This window comes from Pseudomonas sp. S37 (assembly GCF_016658545.1).
In the GTDB taxonomy this organism is placed as follows: domain Bacteria; phylum Pseudomonadota; class Gammaproteobacteria; order Pseudomonadales; family Pseudomonadaceae; genus Aquipseudomonas.
Genome location: NZ_JACVZC010000055.1, coordinates 12747 through 37101, shown reverse-complemented (window position 1 = coordinate 37101; position 24355 = coordinate 12747). Strand labels below are relative to the sequence as shown.

The 24355-nt window shown below is 62.7% G+C and carries 24 protein-coding genes and 1 tRNA gene; 6 read left to right on the top strand and 19 right to left on the bottom strand.

All coding sequences use genetic code 11. The features are described from left to right. Positions 1-76 precede the first annotated feature (76 nt). On the bottom strand, positions 77-1558 hold the full coding sequence (gene gltX / locus IAE39_RS17345; protein ID WP_201204731.1) for a glutamate--tRNA ligase: 1482 nt from the start codon (positions 1556-1558) through the stop codon (positions 77-79). 143 nt (positions 1559-1701) lie between these two features. On the opposite strand from gltX, the gene IAE39_RS17340 reads away from it, so the two are divergent. Together IAE39_RS17340 and IAE39_RS17335 are read left to right on the top strand one after the other, a co-directional pair. Beyond that, entirely contained in the window at positions 1702-2757 is a 1056-nt protein-coding gene (locus tag IAE39_RS17340) for an HlyD family secretion protein (protein WP_201204729.1), read from the top strand. Positions 2758-2806: 49 nt separating this feature from the next. Beyond that, positions 2807-4297 carry an MDR family MFS transporter gene (locus IAE39_RS17335; protein WP_201204733.1) on the top strand — a complete coding sequence of 497 codons (1491 nt, stop codon included), beginning with the start codon at positions 2807-2809 and terminating at the stop codon, positions 4295-4297. 132 nt (positions 4298-4429) lie between these two features. On the opposite strand, the gene uvrB is transcribed toward IAE39_RS17335, so the two are convergent. Then, positions 4430-6445: an excinuclease ABC subunit UvrB gene (gene uvrB / locus IAE39_RS17330; protein WP_201204727.1), complete on the bottom strand. Its 2016-nt coding sequence runs from the start codon at positions 6443-6445 to the stop codon at positions 4430-4432. Positions 6446-6732: 287 nt separating this feature from the next. On the opposite strand from uvrB, the gene IAE39_RS17325 reads away from it, so the two are divergent. The 3 genes from IAE39_RS17325 (at position 6733) to IAE39_RS17315 (ending at position 9447) form a co-directional block, all read left to right on the top strand. Further along, on the top strand, positions 6733-7929 hold the full coding sequence (locus IAE39_RS17325; RefSeq protein WP_201204725.1) for an amino acid aminotransferase: 1197 nt from the start codon (positions 6733-6735) through the stop codon (positions 7927-7929). Positions 7930-7991: 62 nt separating this feature from the next. Then, a tRNA-Asn gene (locus IAE39_RS17320) sits at positions 7992-8067 on the top strand. 114 nt (positions 8068-8181) lie between these two features. Beyond that, the gene (locus IAE39_RS17315; protein WP_201204723.1) at positions 8182-9447 is read left to right on the top strand and encodes a nucleoside deaminase; all 1266 of its coding nucleotides are present in this window, start codon (positions 8182-8184) and stop codon (positions 9445-9447) included. Here IAE39_RS17315 and IAE39_RS17310 read toward each other — a convergent pair. From IAE39_RS17310 to IAE39_RS17230, 17 genes are all read right to left on the bottom strand, one after another. Continuing rightward, positions 9444-9860, bottom strand: a complete 417-nt coding sequence (locus IAE39_RS17310) for a cupin domain-containing protein (protein WP_201204721.1) — start codon at positions 9858-9860, stop codon at positions 9444-9446. The genes IAE39_RS17315 and IAE39_RS17310 overlap by 4 nt on opposite strands. A 208-nt stretch (positions 9861-10068) precedes the next feature. Then, positions 10069-10629, bottom strand: coding sequence for a DUF1285 domain-containing protein (locus tag IAE39_RS17305; protein ID WP_201204719.1), 561 nt, complete (start codon positions 10627-10629; stop codon positions 10069-10071). A gap of 10 nt (positions 10630-10639) precedes the next feature. Next, positions 10640-11245 (bottom strand): DUF4823 domain-containing protein, encoded by a 606-nt coding sequence (locus tag IAE39_RS17300; protein ID WP_201204717.1) that lies wholly within the window; start codon positions 11243-11245, stop codon positions 10640-10642. Positions 11246-11311: 66 nt separating this feature from the next. Then, positions 11312-12280 carry a GTP 3',8-cyclase MoaA gene (locus IAE39_RS17295; protein WP_201204715.1) on the bottom strand — a complete coding sequence of 323 codons (969 nt, stop codon included), beginning with the start codon at positions 12278-12280 and terminating at the stop codon, positions 11312-11314. Between the two features lie 184 nt (positions 12281-12464). After that, the gene (locus IAE39_RS17290) at positions 12465-13100 is read right to left on the bottom strand and encodes a TetR/AcrR family transcriptional regulator (protein ID WP_003260720.1); all 636 of its coding nucleotides are present in this window, start codon (positions 13098-13100) and stop codon (positions 12465-12467) included. Between the two features lie 531 nt (positions 13101-13631). After that, positions 13632-14414 carry a TatD family hydrolase gene (locus tag IAE39_RS17285; RefSeq protein ID WP_201204707.1) on the bottom strand — a complete coding sequence of 261 codons (783 nt, stop codon included), beginning with the start codon at positions 14412-14414 and terminating at the stop codon, positions 13632-13634. Between the two features lie 29 nt (positions 14415-14443). Continuing rightward, positions 14444-15430, bottom strand: coding sequence for a DNA polymerase III subunit delta' (locus tag IAE39_RS17280; protein ID WP_201204705.1), 987 nt, complete (start codon positions 15428-15430; stop codon positions 14444-14446). Further along, positions 15423-16055, bottom strand: a complete 633-nt coding sequence (tmk, locus tag IAE39_RS17275) for a dTMP kinase (protein WP_201204703.1) — start codon at positions 16053-16055, stop codon at positions 15423-15425. The genes IAE39_RS17280 and tmk overlap by 8 nt, the downstream gene beginning before the upstream one ends. Positions 16056-16064: 9 nt before the next feature. Beyond that, a complete protein-coding gene (gene mltG / locus IAE39_RS17270) occupies positions 16065-17285 on the bottom strand; it encodes an endolytic transglycosylase MltG (protein WP_201204701.1) in 1221 nt (406 codons plus the stop codon). Between the two features lie 4 nt (positions 17286-17289). Then, positions 17290-18105 carry an aminodeoxychorismate lyase gene (gene pabC / locus IAE39_RS17265; protein ID WP_201204699.1) on the bottom strand — a complete coding sequence of 272 codons (816 nt, stop codon included), beginning with the start codon at positions 18103-18105 and terminating at the stop codon, positions 17290-17292. Then, positions 18105-19349, bottom strand: coding sequence for a beta-ketoacyl-ACP synthase II (gene fabF, locus IAE39_RS17260; RefSeq protein ID WP_110744535.1), 1245 nt, complete (start codon positions 19347-19349; stop codon positions 18105-18107). The genes pabC and fabF overlap by 1 nt, the downstream gene beginning before the upstream one ends. Before the next feature lie 187 nt (positions 19350-19536). Continuing rightward, a complete protein-coding gene (gene acpP / locus IAE39_RS17255) occupies positions 19537-19773 on the bottom strand; it encodes an acyl carrier protein (RefSeq protein ID WP_019098593.1) in 237 nt (78 codons plus the stop codon). Between the two features lie 203 nt (positions 19774-19976). Then, the gene (gene fabG, locus IAE39_RS17250; protein WP_201204697.1) at positions 19977-20717 is read right to left on the bottom strand and encodes a 3-oxoacyl-ACP reductase FabG; all 741 of its coding nucleotides are present in this window, start codon (positions 20715-20717) and stop codon (positions 19977-19979) included. 15 nt (positions 20718-20732) lie between these two features. Beyond that, complete coding sequence (gene fabD, locus IAE39_RS17245) at positions 20733-21671, bottom strand: ACP S-malonyltransferase (RefSeq protein ID WP_201204695.1); 939 nt, start codon at positions 21669-21671, stop codon at positions 20733-20735. A 255-nt stretch (positions 21672-21926) separates the two neighbouring features. Further along, positions 21927-22937 (bottom strand): phosphate acyltransferase PlsX, encoded by a 1011-nt coding sequence (gene plsX, locus IAE39_RS17240; RefSeq protein ID WP_201204693.1) that lies wholly within the window; start codon positions 22935-22937, stop codon positions 21927-21929. Between the two features lie 3 nt (positions 22938-22940). Then, complete coding sequence (rpmF, locus tag IAE39_RS17235) at positions 22941-23123, bottom strand: 50S ribosomal protein L32 (protein ID WP_003247154.1); 183 nt, start codon at positions 23121-23123, stop codon at positions 22941-22943. A 13-nt stretch (positions 23124-23136) separates the two neighbouring features. Beyond that, positions 23137-23664 carry a YceD family protein gene (locus tag IAE39_RS17230; protein WP_012271159.1) on the bottom strand — a complete coding sequence of 176 codons (528 nt, stop codon included), beginning with the start codon at positions 23662-23664 and terminating at the stop codon, positions 23137-23139. Positions 23665-23760: 96 nt separating this feature from the next. Here IAE39_RS17230 and IAE39_RS17225 point away from each other — a divergent pair, with 96 nt between their 5' ends. After that, complete coding sequence (locus tag IAE39_RS17225; protein WP_201204691.1) at positions 23761-24339, top strand: Maf family protein; 579 nt, start codon at positions 23761-23763, stop codon at positions 24337-24339. Positions 24340-24355: the final 16 nt, after the last annotated feature.

Sequence of the window (24355 nt, the reverse complement as noted above, 5' to 3'; positions counted from 1 at the left end):
TGCTGGGGCTGCTTCGCAGCCCGATCGCGACACAAGGCCGCTCCTACAGGGTTCGGCTATTGCCTGGGGAGAGCTATCAGGCAATCGAAGCCAGCAGCTTTTCCCACTCTTTGTTTTCTTTCTTCGACACGCCACCCAGCAGGTCCAGGGCCTGGCGCAGGCGGTAGCGGGTCAGGTCGGGGCCAAGGATTTCCATGGCGTCCAGTACTGATACCGAGCTGGCCTGGCCAGTGATGGCGGCGAACATCAGCGGCATGGCGTCACGCAGCTTCAGCTCCAGCGCCTCGACCACGGCCTGGATGCAGCCGGTGATGCGCTCTTTTTCCCACTGGCGCAGGCTTTCGAGCTTCCACAGGATCAGCTGGATCACCTGGCGCACCTGATCGGCCGACAGTTTCTTGCTTTCGAACAGCTTGGCGTCCAGCTTCAGCGCGCCTTCGAAGAAGAACCCGCCCAACGGCGCAACCTGGCTGAAGGTTTCCACCCGGCCTTGCACGTGCGGGGCAATCTTCATCATGTAGTCGCTGTTGAACGCCCACTTCTGCAAGCGCGTGGCGAACTCTTCGACGGGCAGCTCGCGCAGCCACTGGCCATTGAGCCAGGACAGCTTCTCGATGTCGAAGATCGGGCCACCCAGCGAGATACGCGACAGGTCGAAGTGCTCGACCATTTCCGCCAGCGAGAACTTCTCGCGCTCGTCCGGCATCGACCAGCCCATGCGGCCCAGGTAGTTGAGCATCGCTTCAGGCATGAAGCCCATGCGCTCGTAGAAGGTGACCGAGGTCGGGTTCTTGCGCTTGGACAGCTTGGACTTGTCCGGGTTACGCAGCAGCGGCATGTAGCACAGCTTGGGCTGCTCCCAGCCAAAGTACTCGTACAGCTTGATCAGCTTGGGCGCCGACGGCAGCCACTCCTCACCACGCAGCACATGGGTGATGCCCATCAGGTGGTCGTCGACCACGTTGGCCAGGAAGTACGTCGGCAGGCCGTCGTTCTTCATCAGCACTTGCATGTCCATGCGGTCCCACGGGATTTCGACATCGCCACGCAGCATGTCCGGCACCACGCAGATACCTTCGCTCGGCACCTTCATGCGGATCACGTGCGGCTCGCCAGCATCCAGGCGGCGCTGCACTTCCTCGGCGCTCAGCAACAGCGCGCGGCCGTCGTAGCGCGGGGTTTCGCCGCGGGCTTGCTGTTCGGCGCGCATCTGCTCCAGCTCTTCGGCGGTGCAGAAGCAGTAGAAGGCATGGCCGGCGTCAACCAGCTCCTTGGCGTACCTGGCGTAGATCTCGCCACGCTCGCTCTGCCGGTACGGGCCGTGCGGGCCGCCGACGTCCGGGCCTTCGTTCCATTCGATGCCAAGCCAGCGCAGGGCGTCGAAGATCTGCTGTTCCGACTCGCGCGTGGAGCGCAGCTGGTCGGTGTCTTCGATGCGCAGGATGAACTCACCGCCGTGCTGCTTGGCAAAGCAGTAGTTGAACAGGGCGATGTAGGCAGTGCCGACATGGGGGTCGCCGGTAGGCGATGGCGCGATACGCGTGCGTACGGTGGTCATGGAGAGTCTCGAACGAAAGATGAAACAAAGGCGGAATGGTAGCAGGTGGCGGGCACCGGGCTCCAGCAATGGCGCGAACGTCACTTGCCGACTGGCCATATGCCGCTGTTAAATTTGTTTACATTTCTGGAACCATAGTCCCCATGCCTGCCCAACTCAAACGCCGCCTGGCGATCTTCTTCACCCTGGTGGCCCTCATCGCCCTCGCCTTCCTGGCCCACTGGTATTTCAAGGGCCGCTTCTACGAGAGCACCGACAACGCCTACGTGCAGGGCGAAATCACCCGCATTTCCAGCCAGCTGGGCGCCCGAATCGACAGCGTGCCGGTCGAGGACAACCAGCATGTCAACCAAGGCGACCTGCTGGTGCGCCTGGAGGCCGCCGATTTCGAGCTGGCGATCGAGCGCGCCCGCGCTGCCCTGGCCACCCGCGAAGCCGAGTACGCCCAGGCGCAAAGCCGCCTGACCCAGCAAGGCAGCCTGATCGCCGCCGGCCAGGCCCAGGTGGCAGCCAACCAGGCCACCTTCGACCGCTCACGCCTGGACCTGAGCCGCGCAGAAAAACTGCGCAAGCCAGGGTATGTTTCCGAAGAACGGGTCACCACCCTGTCGGCCGACAGCCATGTCGCCGGCTCCCAGGTCGACAAGGCCCGCGCCGACCTGCAAAGCCAGCGCCAGCAGGTCAACGCGCTGAATGCCGACCTCAAGCGCCTCGATGCACAAATCACCAATGCCCGCGCCGACCTGGCCCAGGCCGAATTGAACCTGACCCGCTGCGAAATCCGCGCGCCCATCAGCGGCACCATCGGCCAGCGCAATGCACGCAATGGCCAAGTGGTGCAGGCTGGCGCCTACCTGCTGTCGATCGTGCCCGACGAAGACATCTGGGTGCAGGCCAACTTCAAGGAAACCCAGATTGGCCACATGCAGCCCGGCCAGCGCGCCGAACTGTTGTTCGACAGCTACCCCGATACACCCATCGAAGGCCGGGTCGACAGCCTGTTTGCAGCCTCGGGCGCGCAGTTCAGCCTGCTGCCACCGGACAACGCCACCGGCAACTTCACCAAGGTGGTACAGCGCATCCCGGTAAAGCTCACCTTCCGCGCCGACAACCCCCTGCACGGGCGCATCCGCCCCGGCATGTCGGTTACCGCCACTGTCGACCTGCGCAACGAAAACGAAGGCCACGATGGCCGGTGATCAACTGCTGCGCCCCACGGCGGAGCCTACCCGGCGTGACTGGATCGCAGTGATGAGCGTGATGCTCGGCGCCTTCATGGCCGTGCTGGACATCCAGATCACCAACTCCTCGCTCAAGGACATCCAGGGCGCGCTGTCGGCCACCCTGGAAGAGGGCTCGTGGATTTCCACCTCGTACCTGGTGGCGGAAATCATCATGATCCCGCTGACCGCCTGGCTGGTGCAGCTGCTGTCGGCGCGGCGCCTGGCGGTGTGGGTTTCCGCCGGCTTCCTGCTGTCGTCGTTACTGTGCTCAATGGCCTGGAACCTGGAAAGCATGATCGTGTTCCGTGCCTTGCAGGGCTTTACCGGCGGCGCGCTGATCCCGCTGGCCTTCACCCTGACCCTGATCAAGCTGCCCGAACACCACCGTGCAAAAGGCATGGCGATGTTCGCCATGACCGCCACCTTTGCCCCCTCCATCGGTCCCACCCTGGGCGGTTGGCTGACCGAGAACTGGGGCTGGGAGTACATCTTTTACATCAACATTCCGCCGGGCCTGGTGATGATCGCTGGCCTGCTGTACGGGTTGGAGAAAAAGGAGGCGCACTGGGAGCTACTGAAAAGCACGGATTACGCGGGCATCCTTACCTTGGGCGTGGGCCTGGGCTGCCTGCAGGTGTTTCTGGAAGAAGGCCACCGTAAGGACTGGCTGGAATCGCAACTGATCGTCGGCCTGGGCAGTGTTGCGCTGGTCAGCCTGATCACCTTCGTGATCCTGCAGTTTTCCAAGCCACACCCGCTGATCAACCTGCGCATTCTCGGCAACCGCAACTTCGGCCTGTCGAGCATCGCCAGCCTGGGCATGGGCGTGGGGCTGTACGGGTCGATCTACCTGCTGCCGCTGTACCTGGCCCAGGTGCAGGGCTACAACGCCTTGCAGATTGGCGAGGTGATCATGTGGATGGGGGTTCCGCAGCTATTTCTGATCCCGCTGGTGCCGCAGTTGATGAAGGTGATTCCGCCCAAGGTGCTGTGTGCGCTGGGGTTCTGCCTGTTCGGCGCGGCCAGTTTCGGCTCCGGGGTACTCAACCCGGACTTTGCCGGGCCACAGTTCAACCAGATCCAGATCATCCGCGCCCTTGGCCAGCCGATGATCATGGTGACCATTTCGCTGATTGCCACCGCGTACATCCAGCAACAGGATGCCGGCTCGGCGTCGAGCCTGTTCAATATCCTGCGCAACCTGGGCGGGGCAATTGGTATTGCCCTGCTGGCCACGCTGCTGGATGCGCGGACCAAGGTGTATTTCGATTACCTGCGTGAAGCGGTGGTGCCGAACAACCCGCAGGTGGCAGAGCGGTTGGCGCAACTGGCGGAGCGCTTGGGCAGTGACAATGCGGCACTGGGCAAATTGAGCGAGATTACCCACCAGCAGGCATTGATCATGGCTTACAACGACGCCTTCCATTTTGTCGGGATTGGCTTGGCGGTGAGCATGGTGGCGGTGTTGTTGACCCGCAAGCTGCCGCAGGGGTTGAAGGCTGGGGAAGCCCATTGAGCCATTGGTTGCCTGTGCTGGCCTCTTCGCGGGTAAACCCGCTCCCACAGGGATATCACCACATTCGAAAGCTGTGGAATACCTGTGGGAGCGGGTTTACCCGCGAAGAGGCCAGCGCAGACAGCAAAGGCTTCAGCTGGTAATCAACCGCTCGCGCAACTGGGTAATCTCGTCGCGCAACTGCGCCGCAGCCTCGAACTCCAGGTCGCGGGCGAACTGCATCATCTTCTCCTCCAGCTGCTTGATGCGCTTGGTGATCTCGCCCGGCGTGCGCAGTTCGGCCTCGTAACGGGCGCTCTCCTCCGCCGCCTTGGCCATGCCCTTGCGCTTCTTGCTGCGCGCACCGGGCACAGTGGCGCCTTCCATGATGTCGGTGATGTCCTTGACCACGCCCTTGGGCACGATGCCGTTGGCTTCGTTGAAGGCGATCTGCTTCTCGCGGCGGCGCTCGGTTTCGTCGATCGCCCGCTGCATCGAGCCGGTGATGTTGTCGGCATACAGGATTGCCCGGCCATTGAGGTTACGCGCCGCACGGCCAATGGTCTGGATCAGCGAGCGCTCGGACCGCAGGAAGCCTTCCTTGTCGGCATCGAGAATGGCCACCAGCGACACTTCAGGCATGTCCAGGCCTTCACGCAGCAGGTTGATCCCCACCAGCACGTCGAAGGTACCCAGGCGCAAGTCGCGGATGATCTCCACCCGCTCCACGGTGTCGATGTCCGAGTGCAGGTAGCGCACCCGCACGTCATGGTCGGCCAGGTAATCACTGAGGTCCTCGGCCATGCGCTTGGTCAGCGTGGTGGCCAGCACCCGCTCGCCCGCGGCAACACGCTTGCGGATCTCCGACAGCAAGTCGTCGACCTGGGTCAGCGCCGGGCGAATCTCGACCTGCGGGTCGACAAGCCCGGTCGGGCGCACCACCTGCTCCACCACGCGCCCGGCGTGCTCGGCCTCGTAGGGCCCCGGGGTGGCGGAAACGAAGATGGTCTGCGGGCTGACATCTTCCCACTCGTCGAAACGCATGGGCCGGTTATCCAGTGCCGACGGCAGGCGGAAGCCGTACTCGACCAGGGTTTCCTTGCGTGAGCGGTCACCTTTGTACATGGCACCGACCTGCGGCACGCTGACGTGGGATTCGTCGATCACCAGCAGCGCATCGGGCGGCAGGTAGTCGTACAGCGTCGGCGGCGGCGCCCCGGCCGGGCGCCCGGACAGGTAGCGCGAGTAGTTTTCGATGCCGTTGCAGTAGCCCAGTTCGAGGATCATCTCCAGGTCGAAGCGGGTACGTTGCTCCAGGCGCTGGGCTTCGACCAGCTTGTTTGCCTTGTGCAGGTACTCCAGGCGTTCCTTGAGCTCTTCCTTGATGCCTTCCACGGCCTCCAGCAGGGTTTCCCGCGGGGTGACGTAGTGGCTCTTGGGGTAGAAGGTGAACCGCGGCAGCTTGCGGAAGACTTCGCCGGTCAGCGGGTCGAAGGCGGCAATGTTCTCCACTTCGTCATCGAACAGTTCGATGCGGATCGCCTCCAGGTCCGATTCGGCCGGGAAGATGTCGATCACGTCGCCACGCACGCGGAAGGTGGCACGGGCGAAGTCCATTTCGTTGCGGGTGTATTGCAGGTCGGCCAGGCGGCGCAGCAGCGCGCGCTGGTCAAGCTTGTCGCCGCGGTCGACGTGCAGGACCATTTTCAGGTAGGTCTCGGGGCTGCCCAGGCCATAGATGCACGACACGGTGGTGACGATGATCGCATCGCGCCGCTCCAGCAGCGCCTTGGTCGCCGACAGGCGCATCTGCTCGATGTGGTCGTTGATCGAGGCATCCTTCTCGATGAAGGTGTCCGACGACGGCACATAGGCTTCCGGCTGGTAGTAGTCGTAATAGGAAACGAAGTACTCCACCGCGTTGTTGGGGAAGAATGCCTTGAACTCGCCGTACAGCTGCGCGGCCAGGGTCTTGTTCGGTGCCAGCACCAGGGTCGGGCGCTGCACCTGCTGGATGACGTTGGCGATGCTGAAGGTCTTGCCCGAGCCGGTCACCCCGAGCAGCGTCTGGTGCGACAGCCCCGCCTCGATGCCTTCGACCATCAGGCGGATGGCCTCGGGCTGGTCGCCGGCCGGCTGGAAACGGGTGACGAGCTGGAACTCGGACATGACGGACCTCGCGGTGCTGCAGCAACTGTAAATTTAGCCAGTAGTCTATACCCAAATGCGCCCGCCGGGGGGCGCTTTCAAGGCACAGCTGTGAACGGGTATTACGGTGGACCGGGCAATTAGACCAATGGTCAAAAAATATTTGCGCAAATCGCCGCAAAAGCTGCGCCAGAGTGTCGCGGTGACCGGTCGGTATCACTATACTGACTCCCCGTTTGTGCACCGCTTCAGTGCATTCGGCTGGAGCGTGTACGCCCTATCACTCTCCAATCAGAGCCGAAGTAACAATGAGCCTGTTTTCCGCTGTCGAGCTGGCACCCCGCGACCCTATCCTGGGCCTCAACGAAGCATTCAACGCCGACCCACGTACCGACAAGGTCAACCTGGGCGTAGGCGTTTACTGCAATGAGGAAGGCCGCATTCCGCTGCTGCGCGCCGTGATCGAAGCCGAGACCCAGCGTGCTGCCCAGCACGCCTCGCGCGGCTACCTGCCGATCGACGGTATCGCCACCTACGACCAGGCTGTGCAGAAGCTGCTGTTCGGCGCCGAATCGCCACTGCTGGCTGCTGGCCGCGTGGTCACCGTGCAGGCCGTCGGGGGTACTGGTGCACTGAAGATCGGTGCCGACTTCCTCAAGCGTATCTCGCCGAATGCCGTGGTTGCCATCAGCGACCCGAGCTGGGAAAACCACCGCGCGCTGTTCGAGTCTGCCGGTTTCCCGGTGCAGACCTACCGCTATTACGATGCGCCGACCAACGACGTCAACCGCGCCGGCATGCTCGAAGACCTCAACGCGCTGCCATCCGGCTCGATCGTGGTACTGCACGCCTGCTGCCACAACCCGACTGGCGTCGACCTGACGCTGGACGACTGGAAAAACGTGCTGGAAGTGGTCAAGGCCAAGGGCCACGTGCCGTTCCTGGACATGGCCTACCAGGGCTTTGGCGACGGCATCGCCGAAGACGCCTTCGCCGTGCGCCTGTTCGCCGAATCGGGCCTGGAGTTCTTCGTTTCCAGCTCGTTCTCCAAGTCGTTCTCGCTGTACGGCGAGCGCGTTGGTGCATTGTCGGTGGTCACTGCCTCCAAGGACGAAAGCACCCGCGTGCTGTCGCAGGTCAAGCGCGTGATCCGCACTACCTACTCCAACCCGCCAACCCACGGCGCCACCATCGTTGCCACCGTGCTGAACAGCGCCGAACTGCGCCAGATGTGGGAAACCGAACTGGCCGAAATGCGCGAGCGCATTCACGGCATGCGCAAGCAGATGGTTTCGCTGCTGGCCGAATACGGCGCCAACCGCGACTTCAGCTTCGTCGGCCGCCAGGTCGGCATGTTCTCCTACTCGGGCCTGACCGTAGAGCAGGTCGCCCGCCTGAAGAACGATTTCGGCATCTACGCGCTGGACACCGGCCGTATCGCCGTGGCCGCGCTGAACCAGAGCAACATCCACGTGGTCACCAAGGCCATCGTGGAAGTGTTGTAACTGATTGATTTGTCAGGGGGTGGCTTGACTTCCTCCTGGCAATCAGTAAGATACGCGCAGATTCCGCGATAGCTCAGTCGGTAGAGCAAATGACTGTTAATCATTGGGTCCCTGGTTCGAGTCCAGGTCGCGGAGCCAAATACTGAAACCTCCAGGTGCGTGAGCATCTGGAGGTTTTTTTATGGGCTTTCTTTACACGCACGCACACAGGGCTACTGTATCGTCCAAGCCTTTTGACGAGTACGAGCCTGCATGTCAGCCAACGATTTCGCCCTCAACGCCCAGCAAGCGGTGGCCATCAGTGCCCGGCAAGCCCTGCTCGCCGACCATCAGGGAACTTTTGCAGTGGGCGGCTGCATCATCGAAAACGCCACTGGCAAAGTACTGGTCGCCCTGCACAATCAGGTGCTCAAACCCTTCGCAGGGAGCCAGGCACAACCGCCCTACCGGCTCCATGACCCGACAGCACACGGCGAGCGACAACTGGTCGACTGGTATTATGACAATCAGCGCGCACTTGGCCTTCCCCCCACGCATGAACTGACCGTCATTACGTCACTCGACCCCTGTGCAATGTGCGCGGGGGCGTTGATCATGGCCGGCTTCAACGTAGCGGTAAGTGCGCACGATAGCTTTGCCGGTATCAATTACAACGGCCGCTTCGACTTCCCAAGCCTGCCGGCAGGGCCGCGACTTCGCGCGCAAGCCACGTGGGGTTATTATGCCGTCGGCGCCCCCTGGGAGCGTGACTACGTGGGCTCAGTGAACGGGCCGGTCTACGCTGGCGAATGCATCGACGCAGCGACTCTGAGCCTTACCCGTTCGGTGTTCGAAACCAGTGTCAACCTGGTGCACGACGAAAGCAGCAGCACGGGCTTGGCCCCTTCCGCGCTGAAAGACCCGGCCACCCTGCCCGCCTTGAGCACGGTACGCCAAGCGCTGGAATGCCTGAGCCGGTGGAGCCTGCGGGTCAAAAGCGAAAACCCGCGCATACCTGGCATTGAACTGGCCGAACCGCTGCTGGACACTGCCCTGCAGAGCGTATCGGGTAATGCCGTAGCCATGCTGGACCCATTCGGCAATCTACTGGCGTGCCTGGCCGGGGCAGAACAGCGCTCACCCATACGTACCGCTTTCATGGAGACCACGCGCAGTTACGCTGCGTTGCGCTGGCGACTGATGAACGATGAAGAATCGGCTGTTCGAGACGAAGCGCTTCACTACCTACCCCACCCACGCCACTGCACGTTCATCCTGTTGCGTTTTCCGAACCCCGCCGAGAGCGAAGCGGTCATGACTCTGGGGGCATATGGCTCCACTGTAGAACGACACACGCTACCGTCATTTCCTTCCAGCCTGCAGTACGTAGTGCTCCCTGCCGGCTGCACCGGCAAGGAGGTAGCCCAACTGGCACAACGCCTACCGCCGTTCTATACCAGCAACGTTGAGGTTGCGCCTTGCCAGGTACACGATGAGGCGTTGATCGAGGCAGTATCCAGCCGCCTGGCTGAGGTTTAGCGTGCTGAACCTGTTGCCTGGTAGGGCATGGTGACTTCGCTCCCCTGATCGACCAGGCTCCAGACCAGCAGCTTGGCTGGCTGGGTCTTGCTGGCGTTGCGCGACACGCTGTGTACGGTGCCTGGTGCTTCGTACCAGTACTCACCGGCCTTGTAGGTTTTCTGCGGCTCGTCATTCAGCTTCGATACCACCGCCCCTTCCAGTACGTAGGCCATGACGGCGCCTGGGTGCTGGTGCGCGGGCGAAGCTTCGCCGGGGGCGTAGCTGACGGTGAGCATGACGGCGGTTTTGCCGGGGGCGTTGGAGGGCTGCTGTTGCTGCAGGACCTTGACCTGGTCGGCAACGTCACTGTGGGCCCAGGCCGGGGTCTGGGCGGCGAGCAAGGCGAAAAGAATGATGGACAGGGGTTTCATGGGCTTTTTCCTGGAGGGCAGATGCCTGCAGGTTAGGCCCTGAAGGGCTGAAGACAAATGGCCAATTCAGGGGAAAAGCAGGGGGCCGATTTTTCGCCTGTGCCGGCCTCTTCGCGGGTAAACCCGCTCCCACAAGGTTTCAAGGGTTCCGCTGTACCTTGTAGGAGCGGGTTTACCCGCGAATAGGCCGGCACAGGCAACAAAGAAATCAGCTACTACGCCCAATAGGGTAATACTCGCCCCCACTCCACACCCCAAGCCACTCTTCACCGTCAATCTCCCGCGGCACCGCCAGCTCCACCAGCTGGTAGAACACATTGCGGTGAATCAGCGCCTCAAGGTTGCTGCGCATCAGCACATACGGCGATGGCTCCTGCGTCACCGGGTTGATCACCACCCGCAGCGGGTTGCCCGGCCCGGCCTCGACCTGGTCCTCGACATTGCTGGTAAAGCGCAGCACCTGCTGCTCGCCCTGCCCCTGCACCTCCAGCGCCACCGCCACGAACGGCGCATCGTCGACACGAATGCCGACCTTCTCCACTGGCGTGACCAGGAAATAGTCATCGCCATCGCGGCGAATGATGGTGGAGAACAGCCGCACCATCGGCTTGCGCCCGATCGGCGTGCCCAGGTAGTACCAAGTGCCATCGCGGGCGATGCGCATGTCGATGTCGCCGCAAAAATCCGGGTTCCACAGATGCACCGGCGGCAGGCCCTTGGCCTTGGGGATCTGCGCCAGAAGGTCGTTGGCCTTACCGGAGTCGCTCATCACGCTTGCCTCATTCACTCATGCCCAGAAGGCTACGAGCGTACTCGCGCATTGGCGCACCAAGCAAATCCTCGGGGGTTTTGTCGTGGAACGTCAACAAACCGCCACGGCTTTTAATGCGTGCGGTGTCGATCAGGTAACGGGTGTTGGTTTCGATCAGCATCATCTGCACCACGCCACTGTCCCAGCCCAGGCGGTCGACGGCCTGTTCGTCATACCACTCGTCGCCATTGCCGATGCGGTCGTCGGTGCGGGCGAAGCGGGTGTACAGCACGTAGTCGGCGCCCACCGAGCGGGCCTGGGCCACAGCCTCCTCCAGGCCCAACGGGCCTTGGGCACGGCGTACCAGCGGGAAGTACTCGACAAAGCTCTTGAAGGCCTGCTCGGCCACCGCGTTCTGCCGCGGCACGGGCCCCTTGCCCGGCGGCACGAACGCGCCCTGGCCAATGAAGATGAACGAGTCCGGCTGCAGTCGGATCGACAGGGTGCGGCGGGTTTCGCTGTGGTCCAGCAGCCCCGCATCGCTCATGTGATAGCGGACACCTTCGCCCATATCGCTGACATTCATGCAGCCGCCCAGCGCCATCAGCGCCAGCGGCAAGACCAGGCTACGCATCTTTCCTCCAGTGGCCGGCGACGAAAAACCGGCGAATAGCCGGCGGATGCAGCTTTTGCGCCAGCTTCAGCCGCCGATCACTTTCATCACCGTCACGCCACCGGAAAACGCCAGGTCCTGTTTGTCTGCCAGGGCTTTGACCAGCAACCGTTGCAAGGCCGGCAGCGCCTGATGACGCGGTTTTTCCAGCAGGTCGCCAACGAAGTGCCGGTTGCCCGACGACAGGCAGCCATGTAGCCAGCCCGTAGAGGACAGGCGCAGCCGTGAGCAGGTACGGCAAAACGGCACGCTTTCGTTTGCAATCACGCCAAAGTGGCCCTTGCCGGGGATGCGGTAACGCATGGCTGTAGCATCCAGCGGCGCATCCACCCGGGCGTAGGCATGCTTGCTGCCGATCAACGTCAGCAGTGGGTCGAGGCCGACAAACTGTTGCAGGAAGGCATTGCGGTCACGGGCCAGGTGGCCCATGCGCATCAACTCGATGAAGCGCAACTCGAAGCCACGCTCCAGGCAGTAATCCAGCAACGGCAGCACCTGGTCGAGGTTCTGCCCGCGCATCGGCACCATGTTCACCTTCACCTGCATGCCCAACGCACTGGCCTGCGCCATCCCGTCCAGCACACTGGCCAGGTCGCCGCCCCGGGCGATTTGGCGAAAAGCCTGCGGGTCGAGGGTGTCGAGGGAAACATTCAGCCGACGAATACCACCCGCGTGCAGTTGCGGCAACTTGCGCGCCAACAGCTGACCATTGGTGGTCAACGAGATGTCATCGAGGTCGAGTTTGGCCACGGCGGCCAGAAAGTCATCCAGGCGCGGGCTGACCAGCGGCTCACCACCGGTGATACGCAGGCGCTCGATGCCGGCGGCCTCGATCAGGTAGGCCACGCCACGTGCCAAGGCGTCTGCCGAGAGCTCATCCTGGGCTGCCACCAGGCGCTTGCCGTCGGGTACGCAGTAGGTGCAGGCGTAGTTGCAGGCAGCCGTCAGGCTGACCCGCAGGTTGCGAAATCGCCTGCCTTGACGATCGACGATCATGGATGACTCCGGCATGGATGATGGGGGCTGGCAAAAGCTGACTCATAAATCAGGTTTTTGCAAGCCCTGTACACATTGCCGATGTCAGTACCGCATTGCTGTTGTGGGAACGGCGCTGGATGGCACCGGCTACGCCGGTGTTCGCGGCTAAAGCCGCTCCCACAGAGGCCTGTGCAACGCCTTCTCAGTTCGACGGTTCGGGGTCGCGTTTGCGCTTGTTGCCCATACGCACGCCGATGTCCATCAGGAACTGGAAGAAGCCTTCCTGGTCCTCCAGCACATTGCTCCAGAACGGCGAGTGGTACAGCGCCACTGCGCCGTGCACCAGCGCCCAGGCGGCACAGTAGTGGAAGTACGGTGGCACGTCTTCGAGCTTGCCTTCGCTGATACGGCCCTTGATCAGCTGGGTCAGGCGGTCGAAGTTGGAGGCGCGGATGCTGTGCAGTTGCTCGACCATCTCCGGTACCTGGTTGCCCTTGACCACCTTTTCTTCAAGGCGGTCGAACAGCCGGTAGCGTTGCGGGTCGCGCATGCGGAACTCGAAGTAGGCACGCGACAGGGCTTCCTTGTCGCGGTCGACGTCGGCCGAGTGCAACAGCGCGTTAAGGTCGCGCTCGTAGTCGAGCATCAGGCGCAGGTAGATCTCCGCCTTGGACTTGAAGTGCTTGTAGATCGTGCCTTTGCCGATGCCCACGGCGTCGGCGATCATCTCGACAGTGACGCTGTCTTCACCCTGCTCGAGAAACAGCTTGAGCGCGGTATCGAGGATTTCCTGTTCGCGACGGCGAAACTCACGGACCTTACGAGGTTCTTTCTGCATGGGAAGGACTGGATGACAATCGAAGCGGTTTATTATGCCTAACTTGCGGGAAATTGCACGGATCATCCACGCATGTCTGTGTTTCACGATGCTTACGGCCATGCGTTGCGGGAGGAATGAAACGCTGTCGTATTCCAAATCTGTTTAAAAAACGACCAATATGCACTGGCACTGCGCCAAACCTGGCCAATACTTGAAGTGTTGGCGCGGCGCATCCCCCCCAAGTGGCGCGCCGATAAAGGTGCTCAGGGACCGCGTACCTTTGTTTTACTCCTAATGGTCTTAACCCGGATTCCTCCCCCAGAACCCGGGTTTTTTTTGCTTGCGTCAATCGCGGCTGGCGTATCAGCGGCAACCCGATTGGCTAACGCCGATCGCTGTAGGAGCGGCCTTGTGTCGCGAAAGGGGTGCGCAGCGCCCCCAGATTCTTAGCTTCGCCGCCTGAATTGCCGGGGCCGCGTTGCGGCCCATCGCGACACAAGGCCGCTCCTACATGGGCCGGCGCAGGTCTGAAGTTTAGGCGCTGCGTGATCAACCCACCCGCGCCAACGGAAACAACCGCTTGAAGTTCGCCGTAGTCTGCTCAGCCAACTGCTCATAACTGGCCCCGCGCAGCGAAGCCACATACTCCGCCACTTCCCGCACATATTGCGGCAAGTTCGGCTTGCCGCGATGTGGGATCGGCGCCAGGTACGGCGAATCGGTCTCCACCAGCAACCGGTCGACCGGCACTTGCCGCGCCACTTCCCGCAGGGCATCGGCATTGCGGAAGGTAACGATGCCAGACAGCGATATGTAATAGCCCAGGTCCAGCGCCGCCTTGGCCATGTCCCAGTCTTCGGTAAAGCAGTGCAGCACACCAGCCTGCGGCAGATTGGCCTCGCGCAGCAGCGCCAGGGTATCGGCACGCGCCGCCCGGGTATGCACGATCACCGGCTTGCCGGTCTGCCGCGAAGCCTCCAGGTGCAGGCGGAACGAGGCCTGCTGCAATTCGGCGGCTTCCGGTTCGTAGTGGTAATCCAGCCCGGTTTCGCCAATCGCCACCACATGCGGGTGGGCCAGCTCGCGCAGCAGCCATTCCAGCGCCGGGGTTTCGCCCGGCGCCAGGTCCAGCGGGTGTACACCGACCGAGCAGTCGACATCCGCGTACTGCTCGCTCAACGCCTTTACCGCGCCAGCGTTTTCGGCACTGACGCCAATGCACAGGAAATGCCCCACCCCGCGATCACGCGCCGCCTGCAGCGCAGCATCGAGCGAGCCCTGATGGGCACTGAGGTCAAGACGATCAAGGTGGCAATGGGAATCTACGAGCATGGGATAACGGCACACATGGAAATGGGAAATCAGCGGGCGCCCGGCAGTTGTTGCCAGTGGGCCAGCAGCGATTCAAGCAACAGGGTTTGATTGAGGTTGGCCTTGCCCAGCACCTTCTGGCGTTGCTCAAGGATCCACGCCTGCACCTCCAGCACCTTGGCCTGGCGGCTTTTCTGCGCCAGGTACTGCACCACCTTGCGCATATCGGCCAAGCCTAACCCCTCCTCGTCCTGGGTCAACTGGTAGCGCAGAATCAGGTGCGCCCAATCGCAGAACCAGTCGAATACCCTCAACATCGGCACAGCCTTCCAGGCTTCGGCCAGTTGGCTGGGCGATTGCTGTTGCTTGAGTAACTTCTTCACCCCGTCAGTGACCAGCGCACGCTGCTCGCGCACACCCTGCGCCTGCAGGCTGACCGCCATCAGCGGCGAACCGGCGGCCAGGGTCAGCAGCTCGTCGCGTTCGGCCTCGTCGCTGTCGGGCAGCGCACCCGCCAGCCAGGCCTGGCTCTGGGCCAGGCTCGGCTGCGGGCAGGTCACTTGTTGGCAGCGGCTCTTGATGGTCGGCAACAAGCGGCTGGGCTGGTGCGTGACCAGCAGCAATACGGTATCGCCAGAAGGCTCTTCAAGGCTTTTAAGCAGTGCGTTGGACGCGTTGACGTTCATCGCCTCCACCGGCTCGATCAACACCACCTTGCGCCCGCCCAGCTGCGCAGTCTGCACCACGAAGGCCACCAGCTCACGCACCTGATCAACCTTGATCGGCTTGTCGGTTTCTTCGGGCTCAAGCACGAAGTTGTCCGGGTGGCTGCCGGCCTTCAGCAACAGGCACGACTTACACGTGCCGCAAGCGTCCAGGGCCTGAGGGTGCTGGCACAACAGGCGGGCCATCAGGCGCTCGGCCATGGCCCGCTTGCCAATGCCCTGCGGCCCGTGCAGCAGGTAGGCATGGGCATGCTGGCTGCGCCCGGCCAATTGCTGCCAAAGCACCTGCTGCCAAGGGTAGGCCTCAGCCACGGCAACGCTCCACGATGGCCGGCAACAGCACGTCGATGGCACGCTGCACAGCCGCAAGGGATTGCGCGGCATCCAGCAGGCTATAGCGCTGCGGTTCGCGTTGGGCGCGTTGCAGGTAGGCCTGGCGCACAGCTTCAAAGAACGCCTGGCCTTCCTGTTCGAAACGGTCCAGGCGGCCACGCGCAGCGGCGCGGGCCAGGCCCACTTCGACCGGCAGGTCGAAGACCAGGGTCAGGTCCGGGCGCAGGTCACCCTGGACAAATTGCTCCAGGGTAGCGATGCGCTCGACCGACAAACCGCGGCCACCGCCCTGATAGGCATACGTGGCATCGGTAAACCGGTCGCACAAGACAATCGCGCCACGGGCCAGTGCCGGGCGGATCACCTGCGCCAGGTGCTGGGCGCGCGCGGCGAACACCAGCAGCAGCTCGGTGTCGGCCGCCATGCTTTCGTCGCTGGGCGCCAGCAGCAGCTCACGCACCTTTTCGGCCAGCGGAGTACCACCGGGCTCTCGGGTCAGCACCACGTCCAGGCCATGCTCGCGCAAGCGCGCCGCCAGGTAGTCACGGTTGGTGCTTTTGCCCGCGCCTTCGGGGCCTTCCAAAGTAATAAACAAGCCGCTCACAGGCAGTCCTTAATGTTGTTCGTCAGGCGCCGGCCGCTCGGCCGCTTGCGCACCACCGGCAGGGGCGCCCTGGGCGGGCGGCTCAGCAGGAGCTGGCTGCGGGGCCGGCTCGTCGTCTGCAGGCGGTTCTTGTTGCTGCGCGTCGTCGTCGCTCGGCGGCTGACCGCTGTCATCGGCATCCGGCTGCGCCGGTTGCTGCGGTGCAGGGCTGGAACGGTAGCCGGCCCGGCGCTTGAGCTGGAACTCACGCACTGCCGAATTGTGGTCGTCAAGATCGTCGGAGAACACATGGCTGCCATCGCCACGGGCGACGAAGTACAGGCTGGTACCCTCGGACGGGTTCAGCGCCGCGTGGATCGCCTCGCGGCCGACCATGGCGATCGGCGTCGGCGGCAGGCCGGTGATGGTGTAGGTATTGTACGGCGTAGGCTCGCGCAGGTCGGCGCGGGTGATCTTGCCGTTGTAGCGCTCCCCCATGCCGTAGATCACCGTCGGGTCGGTCTGCAGCATCATGCCCAGGCGCAGGCGCCGCACGAACACGCCGGCGATCTGCCCACGCTCTTGCGGAATACCGGTTTCCTTTTCCACCAGCGACGCCATGATCAGCGCCTGGTACGGGTCGCGGTATGGCAGGTCGGTAGTACGTTCAGCCCATTCCTTGGCCAGCACTTCGTCCAGGCGCATGTAGGCCTGCTGCAGCAACTCGACGTCGCTCATGCCGCGCACGAAGCGGTAGGTATCCGGGAAGAAACGGCCTTCGGGAAACACGCCGGTATGGCCGAGCTTGTCCATGACCTCGGAGTCCGACAGGCCTTCCAGGGTGTGCTTGATCTTTTCATGCTTGGCCACGGCCGAGCGCACCTGGCGGAAGGTCCAACCCTCGACCAGGGTCAGGTTGTATTGCACCACGTCGCCCCGGCGCCAGGCGTCGAACAGCTGCTCGACGGTCATGCCAGGAGTAATGCGGTACTCACCGGTGTGCAACGGCGTGCCGGCCATGTTGAAGCGCCAGTACAGGCGCAACCAGACAGCGTCGTCGAGCAACCCTTCCGTTTGCATGCGGTAGAACATGCGGTTGGGGGTAGTGCCATTGGGCACGTCAAGCAGGCGCTCCTGCGTCACGTGCAAAGGCTGCTCCAGCACCGAGTTGATCTTCCAGGCCGACCAACCCAAGGCCAGGCCAGCGAGGATCAGACCCATTTCCAGCAGCAGCAGGAATTTACGTCTCACGAATTCAGGTTTCCAGTAACGTACGGGCAACGGCCTGCAGTTTTCGGGTAAGCGGGCCCGGCGACCAGTTTAGCGCGGCTACGCCACGCACGGGCCAAATGCCGTAAACGCTATTGCAAACAAATACTTCATCTGCCTGCTCCAGCACATCGAACGGCAAGTCGCGAACCTGCACCGGGATGCCCAGCAGCGCGGCCTGCTCCAGCAACGCAGCGCGCATCACTCCGGCCACGCCGCAGCGACTGAGGTCAGCCGTGAGCAGCACGCCATCGCGCACCAGGAACAGGTTGCTGTACACCGCTTCGACCACCCTGCCCTGCCCGTCCCGCATCAGGCCTTCGGCATGTTCGCTGTCTTGCCATTCGGCGCGGGCCAGCACCTGCTCCAGGCGGTTGAGGTGTTTGAGCCCGGCCAGCAGCGGTTGTTCCCCAAGCCGGGTCTGGCAAGGGAACAAGCGCACGCCGTGCTCGGCATGCTCCACAGGATAGCTGGGTAATGGGCTGCCTTGCAGGATACGCCGCGGCGCCACACCGGCAACCGGCGCATAGCCGCGCTGGCTATCGCCACGGGTAAGGATGAGTTTGGCCACGCCATCACCGAGCTGGCTGGCAAAGCGCAGCAACTCGTCCTGCACCAGCGCCAGGTCGGCGCTGATTGCCAGGCGCTGGCAGCCCAGCGCCAGGCGTGCGAGGTGGCCGGCCAGCAAGCTGGGCTGGCCGCCGCGCACGGCGATGGTCTCGAACAGGCCATCGCCGTAGGCCAGGCCGCGGTTCTGCAGGTTGACTGCAGTCGCCGGCTGGCCATCGACCCAGCTGTGCATTAACCGGCGAACCGGCGGAACACCAGCGAGCCGTTGGTGCCGCCAAAGCCGAACGAGTTGGACAACACCACGTCGATCGGCATGCTGCGCGCCTGGTGCGGCACGAAGTCGAGGTCGCAACCTTCGTCCGGTTCGTCCAGGTTGATGGTCGGCGGCGCCATCTGGCTGTTGATGGCCAGCACGCTGAAGATCGCTTCCACCGCGCCTGCGGCACCCAGCAGGTGGCCGGTCATCGACTTGGTCGAACTGACGGCCAGCTTGTAGGCATGCTCGCCAAACACACGCTTGATCGCCGCCACTTCGGCCACGTCGCCCGCAGGGGTCGAGGTGCCATGGGCATTGATATAGCTGACCTCTTCTGGCTGGATGCCAGCATCGCGCAGGGCGTTGGCCATGCAGCGGGCAGCGCCTTCGCCGGTCTCGGGTGGCGAGGTCATGTGGTAGGCGTCACCGCTCATGCCAAAGCCAACCAGCTCGGCATAGATGGTCGCACCACGGGCCTTGGCGTGTTCCAGCTCCTCGAGCACCAAGGCACCGGCGCCATCGGACAGCACGAAGCCGTCACGGCCTTTGTCCCACGGGCGGCTGGCGCGGGCTGGTTCATCGTTGCGGGTCGACAGTGCGCGCGAGGCACCGAAACCGCCCATGCCCAGGCCGCAAGCGGCCATTTCGGCTCCGCCGGCGATCATCACGTCAGCTTCACCGTAGGCAATATTGCGCGCGGCCATGCCGATGCAATGGGTGCCGGTGGTGCAGGCGGTGGCGATGGCGTAATTCGGGCCTTGCAGGCCCAGGTGAATCGACAGGAAGCCCGAGATCATGTTGATGATCGAGCCCGGCACGAAGAACGGCGAAATACGGCGCGGCCCCGAGTCGTGCAGGGTACGGCTGGTTTCTTCGATATTGGTCAAACCGCCGATACCCGAGCCCATGGCCACGCCAATCCGCTCGCGGTTGGCGTCGGTGACTTCCAGGCCGGCATTACGCACCGCCTGGAAACCGGCCGCCAGGCCGTACTGGATGAACAGGTCGAGTTTGCGGGCCTCTTTGGCCGACAGGTACTGCTCAACCTCGAAGCCTTTCACCGAGCCGCCAAAACGGGTGGAGTAGGCAGACAGGTCCGTGTGTTCGATCGGACCAATGCCACTGCGGCCAGCCAGAATGCCCTGCCAGGTGCTCGGTACATCGGTACCCAGTGGCGACAGCATACCCATACCGGTGACCACGACGCGTCTACGCGACACAGTACTCTCCTTTTCTAATAACAGAGTCTCTTGCCATTGCATTCAAGCGCAGGAATGGAATGGCAACAGGCTCTTGGTGCGCGGTGAACGAAGCGGCCTGGAAAATGCGGGGCGCTCGCAAAGAAAAAACCGCACGCCGGCAAAGGCAGTGCGGTTTTCCCCGACAAGTAGCGTCGACTAGAGCGTCTTAGGCCGAGTGGGCTTTGACGTAGTCGATGGCAGCTTGAACGGTAGTGATCTTCTCGGCTTCTTCGTCAGGGATTTCAGTCTCGAATTCCTCTTCCAGAGCCATCACCAGTTCAACGGTGTCAAGCGAATCGGCACCCAGGTCATCGACGAAGGACTTGGACTCAGTCACTTCTTCTTCCTTGACGCCCAGTTGCTCGGCGACGATTTTCTTGACGCGTTCTTCGATGGTGCTCATACCTAGTTTTCACTCCTAATGGATATATGTCAGGCAGCTGGCCGGTGGCTAATTTTATAGAAAGACGTTCGCTTTTCAAGCGAAACGCACCTTCAGGCTAGCCACCGCACCCCCTGCCTGGAATCTGGTTGCAGCTTTATAACGGATTTTAGGCTCGCAGTATGACTCTTTTTTTACGAAATCCGTCACATTGAGTTGCAGTGTTACATGTACATCCCGCCGTTGACCGGCACGGTGGCGCCGGTCACGTAGGCTGCGCCGTCGGACGCCAGGAACGAAACCACTTTGGCGATTTCGTCAGCCTGGCCCAGGCGGCCCAGCGGAATCTGGGTCTGCAGGGCTTCGCGCTGCGCTTCTGGCAGCTCGCGGGTCATGTCGGTGTCGATGAAGCCCGGGGTCACCGAGTTGACGGTGATGCCACGCGAGCCCACTTCACGCGCCAGGGCGCGGCTGAAGCCTTCCAGGCCGGCCTTGGCGGCCGCGTAGTTGGCCTGGCCAGCGTTACCCATGGCACCGACGACCGAGCCGATGCTGATGATACGGCCCCAACGGGCCTTGGTCATGCCACGCAGCACGCCCTTGGACAGACGGTAGAGGCTGTTCAGGTTGGTGTCGATGACGTCGAACCACTCGTCGTCTTTCATGCGCAGCATAAGGTTGTCGCGGGTGATGCCAGCGTTGTTGACCAGAATGGCCGGGGCGCCGAACTGCTCGCCGATGGCGGCCAGTACTGCGTCAACCGATTCGGCGCTGGTCACGTTCAGCTCCATGCCGGTGCCGGTGATGCTGTGTTCTTTCAGGGTGGCGGCGATGCGCTCGGCGCCGGACGCCGAAGTGGCGGTACCGATCACGGTCGCGCCCTGGCGGCCCAGTTCGAGGGCGATGGCCTGGCCAATGCCACGGCTGGCGCCGGTGACCAGTGCAACTTTACCTTGCAGGCTCATGCAAGCTTCTCCAAATCAGGCCAGTGCCGCGCGGGTAGCGGCAACGGCGTCAGGGGTATTGAGGTTGTAGGTGGTCACGCCGTCGGCGCAACGCTTGTTCAGGCCTGCCAGGACCTTGCCCGGGCCGCACTCGACCAGGTTGACCGCGCCATTGGCAGCCAGGGTCTGCACACACTCGACCCAGCGTACCGGCTGGTACAGCTGCGCCAGCAGGTCGTGCCTGAGGGCATCGAGGTCGGCCGCCACAGCAGCGCTGACGTTCTGTACCAGCGGGATTTGCGGCGCCTTCCACTCGATGGCGTTGACCGCCTCGGCAAAGCGCTCGGCAGCCGGTTTCATCAGGGCACAGTGCGACGGCACGCTGACCGCCAGCGGCAGGGCGCGTTTGGCGCCCTTGGCCTTGCACAGCTCCATGGCGCGATCTACCGCAGCCTTGTTGCCGGCAATGACCACCTGGCCTGGCGAGTTGAAGTTGACGGCACTGACCACTTCATCTTCAGCCGCTTCGGCGCAGATCTCCACGACCACTGCGTCGTCCAGGCCGAGAATGGCGGCCATGGCGCCGTGGCCGGCCGGTACGGCTTCCTGCATCAGCTGACCGCGGCGCTCGACCAGGCGAACGGCGTCTTTCAGGCTGATGCTGCCGGCAGCGACCAGTGCGCTGTATTCGCCCAGGCTGTGACCGGAAACGAAGGCCGGCTGTGCGCCGCCCTCTTCCAGCCACAGGCGCCACAGCGCGATGGACGCGGTGAGGATGGCCGGCTGGGTCTTGTCGGTCTGGTTAAGTTGCTCTTCCGGGCCTTCCTGAACCAGCTTCCACAGGTCGTAGCCAAGCGCTGCGGAGGCTTCCTTGAAGGTCTCGATGATCACTGGCTTCTCGGCGCCGAGCTCGGCGAGCATGCCCAGCGACTGGGAACCTTGACCGGGAAAGACGAATGCGAGAGATGCAGACATTGAACAAGCCCTTATGATCTTGTCGTCGGATAGGGTGCGCCAGGCCTTGGGCCAGGCGCGGAATCTGAAAGCTTGGATGAAGACGCAGACCAAGCGGTCACATTTAAGCACTTCATCGGCGATATGCCTAAAGTCTTTGTTCCTTCAGTGGCGGCCCTTTCGCGGGTAAACCCGCTCCTACAACGACCGCACCGACCTTGAATCCCGCACAAATCCATGTAGGAGCGGGTTTACCCGCGAAGAGGCCCGCACAGGCTAAAGCAGCAGGTCCTCCAGCCGCCCATGCAAACGCTGCGGCAGATTCTCCTGAATCTCGATCAACGCCCGCTGGATGGCACTCTGGAAGCCCTGCACCCCCGCCGAACCATGGCTCTTGATGACAATGCCCTGCAACCCCAGGAAGCTCGCCCCATTGTGCCGCGCCGGCGCCAGGTCGGCCTGCAGGCGCTTGAGCAATGGCATTGCCAGCGCCCCGGCAGCCCGCGACAACACGCCGCCCTTGAACAACCGCTCGATGCGCGCACCAATCATGGTCGCCAGCCCTTCGCTGGACTTGAGCAGGATGTTGCCGACAAAGCCGTCGCACACCACCACGTCAGCCTCACCCCGGTACAACCCGTCACCTTCTACAAAACCGACGTAATTGAGCCCACGGGCATTCTGCAGAAGGCTTGCTGCCAGCTTGACCTGCTGGTTGCCCTTGATGTCCTCGGTACCGATGTTCAAAAGCGCCACGCGCGGCCGATGCACACCCAAGGCCTGGGCAGCCACCGAACCCATCACGGCAAACTGGTAAAGGTTCTCGGCACTGCAGTCGACATTGGCACCCAGATCGAGCAACTGGCAGTACCCGGCCTGGGTCGGGATCGCCGCCACCATGGCCGGCCGATCGATACCCGGCAAAGTCTTGAGCACAAAGCGTGACAGCGCCATCAGCGCCCCGGTATTGCCGGCACTGACACAGGCCTGGGCCTTGCCATCACGCACCAGTTCGAGGGCAATGCGCATCGACGAGTCCGGCTTGCCGCGCAGCGCCTGGGAGGGCCGCTCGTCCATGCCGATCACCTCACTGGCGGCGACAATCTGCAGGCGCGCGCGATCCGCAGCTGCAAGGCCGCTGACAAGATCTTCAAGGAGGGAGGGTTGACCGACGAGGGTCAGGTGCAGCGAGGGAGTAGCAGAAAGGCAGGCAATGCTAGCCTGAACAATGCTGCGGGGACCGAAGTCCCCGCCCATTGCGTCGATCGCGATGATCTGAGCGGACAAGGATTACTCGTCAGCGCCCTTGTCGACCACTTTGCGACCACGGTATACGCCTTCTGGCGAAACGTGGTGGCGCAGGTGAACTTCACCAGTGGTTTTCTCTACCGACAGCGCGTTTTCCGACAGGGCGTCGTGCGAACGGCGCATGTCACGGGCAGAGCGGGATTTTTTGTTCTGCTGAACAGCCATAATTGATTAACTCCTAAACGTTTGGGTCACGCTTTAACTGCGCCAAAACACTGAACGGGTTGGACCGCGATACCTCGTCCTTGCTCGAATCGGGCTCGTCTGCGCCCGCCGGCTGCTGGCATTCTTCCGGATGATGAGCAGGCACGATTGGCAAGGCGAGCAAAAGCTCCTCCTCGACCAGCGCCTGCAGATCCAAAGGATCTTCGCCCAGTTCCAGCACGTCATAGCCTTTCGGCAACGACTGGGTATTCGCACCCTCCTTCACCACGGCGTAAGTACATTCGCTGTGGATCGGCAGGGTGACCAGCTCAAGACAACGCTGGCAAACCATCTTGACTTCGACGTCCAGCTCGCTGTGGATAACCACCACGTGCTGTTCATCTCGTTCAAAATCGAACTTCGCCTGCACCGTACCGACATTGTCGGAAAGCGGGTCGCAGAGTCTTTCCAAATCAGCGAGTTGCAGCGAACCGTTAAGGGTTACGCCACGATCGGCTAATTTGCGCGGGTCAACGTGAGGTGGAATCGGGTCATTCAACATAGGCGCAGCATTCTAGGGATGCCCCCCGCCCCTGTCAAAGGAAATTAGGCGGCATCGTGCGTGATAGAATTTGTTCAACTGATTCAGGAGTCTACCATGCTTCCTCTGCTACTGGCTTCCAGCTCTACCTATCGCCGCGAACTGCTCGCCCGCCTGCGCCTGCCTTTTACCTGGGCAAGCCCTGATATAGACGAGCAGCGCCTGGCTGACGAGCCGGCCGTAGAGCTGGTGCGCCGGCTGGCCAGGCAAAAGGCCGAGGCACTGGCGGGCAGCCACCCCGGGCACCTGATCATCGGTTCGGACCAGGTGGCGGTGCTGGGTGAACAGGTGCTGGGCAAGCCGCATACGTTCGAACGGGCCTGCGAGCAGCTACTGGAGTGCAGCGGGCAGCAGGTGAGCTTCCTGACCGGGCTGGCACTGCTGAACAGCGCCACCGGGCAATGCCAGGTGGATTGCGTGCCGTTTACCGTGACCATGCGCGAACTGAGCCGCGAGCGGGTGGAGCGCTATGTGGCGGCGGAACAGCCACTGGATTGCGCGGGCAGCTTCAAGGCGGAGGGGTTGGGGGTGAGTTTGTTCCAGAGCACCCACGGCTGCGATGCGACCAGCCTGATCGGGCTGCCGCTGATTCGACTGGTGGATATGTTGACCAAGGAAGGGGTGGTTATCCCCTGAGAATTTGGGGCCGCTT

What these genes read in the sequence shown, in the direction of transcription:
- fabD (WP_201204695.1), bottom strand. Translation starts at nt 21,671, where the DNA reads ATGTCTGCATCTCTCGCATTCGTCTTTCCCGGTCAAGGTTCCCAGTCG.
- IAE39_RS17300 (WP_201204717.1), bottom strand. Translation starts at nt 11,245, where the DNA reads ATGCGTAGCCTGGTCTTGCCGCTGGCGCTGATGGCGCTGGGCGGCTGC.
- IAE39_RS17230 (WP_012271159.1), bottom strand. Translation starts at nt 23,664, where the DNA reads ATGTTGAATGACCCGATTCCACCTCACGTTGACCCGCGCAAATTAGCC.
- IAE39_RS17305 (WP_201204719.1), bottom strand. Translation starts at nt 10,629, where the DNA reads ATGAGCGACTCCGGTAAGGCCAACGACCTTCTGGCGCAGATCCCCAAG.
- IAE39_RS17290 (WP_003260720.1), bottom strand. Translation starts at nt 13,100, where the DNA reads ATGCAGAAAGAACCTCGTAAGGTCCGTGAGTTTCGCCGTCGCGAACAG.
- IAE39_RS17315 (WP_201204723.1), top strand. Translation starts at nt 8,182, where the DNA reads ATGTCAGCCAACGATTTCGCCCTCAACGCCCAGCAAGCGGTGGCCATC.
- acpP (WP_019098593.1), bottom strand. Translation starts at nt 19,773, where the DNA reads ATGAGCACCATCGAAGAACGCGTCAAGAAAATCGTCGCCGAGCAACTG.
- IAE39_RS17340 (WP_201204729.1), top strand. Translation starts at nt 1,702, where the DNA reads ATGCCTGCCCAACTCAAACGCCGCCTGGCGATCTTCTTCACCCTGGTG.
- rpmF (WP_003247154.1), bottom strand. Translation starts at nt 23,123, where the DNA reads ATGGCTGTTCAGCAGAACAAAAAATCCCGCTCTGCCCGTGACATGCGC.
- IAE39_RS17225 (WP_201204691.1), top strand. Translation starts at nt 23,761, where the DNA reads ATGCTTCCTCTGCTACTGGCTTCCAGCTCTACCTATCGCCGCGAACTG.
- IAE39_RS17325 (WP_201204725.1), top strand. Translation starts at nt 6,733, where the DNA reads ATGAGCCTGTTTTCCGCTGTCGAGCTGGCACCCCGCGACCCTATCCTG.
- IAE39_RS17295 (WP_201204715.1), bottom strand. Translation starts at nt 12,280, where the DNA reads ATGATCGTCGATCGTCAAGGCAGGCGATTTCGCAACCTGCGGGTCAGC.
- gltX (WP_201204731.1), bottom strand. Translation starts at nt 1,558, where the DNA reads ATGACCACCGTACGCACGCGTATCGCGCCATCGCCTACCGGCGACCCC.
- pabC (WP_201204699.1), bottom strand. Translation starts at nt 18,105, where the DNA reads ATGCACAGCTGGGTCGATGGCCAGCCGGCGACTGCAGTCAACCTGCAG.
- IAE39_RS17310 (WP_201204721.1), bottom strand. Translation starts at nt 9,860, where the DNA reads ATGAAACCCCTGTCCATCATTCTTTTCGCCTTGCTCGCCGCCCAGACC.
- fabG (WP_201204697.1), bottom strand. Translation starts at nt 20,717, where the DNA reads ATGAGCCTGCAAGGTAAAGTTGCACTGGTCACCGGCGCCAGCCGTGGC.
- uvrB (WP_201204727.1), bottom strand. Translation starts at nt 6,445, where the DNA reads ATGTCCGAGTTCCAGCTCGTCACCCGTTTCCAGCCGGCCGGCGACCAG.
- IAE39_RS17285 (WP_201204707.1), bottom strand. Translation starts at nt 14,414, where the DNA reads ATGCTCGTAGATTCCCATTGCCACCTTGATCGTCTTGACCTCAGTGCC.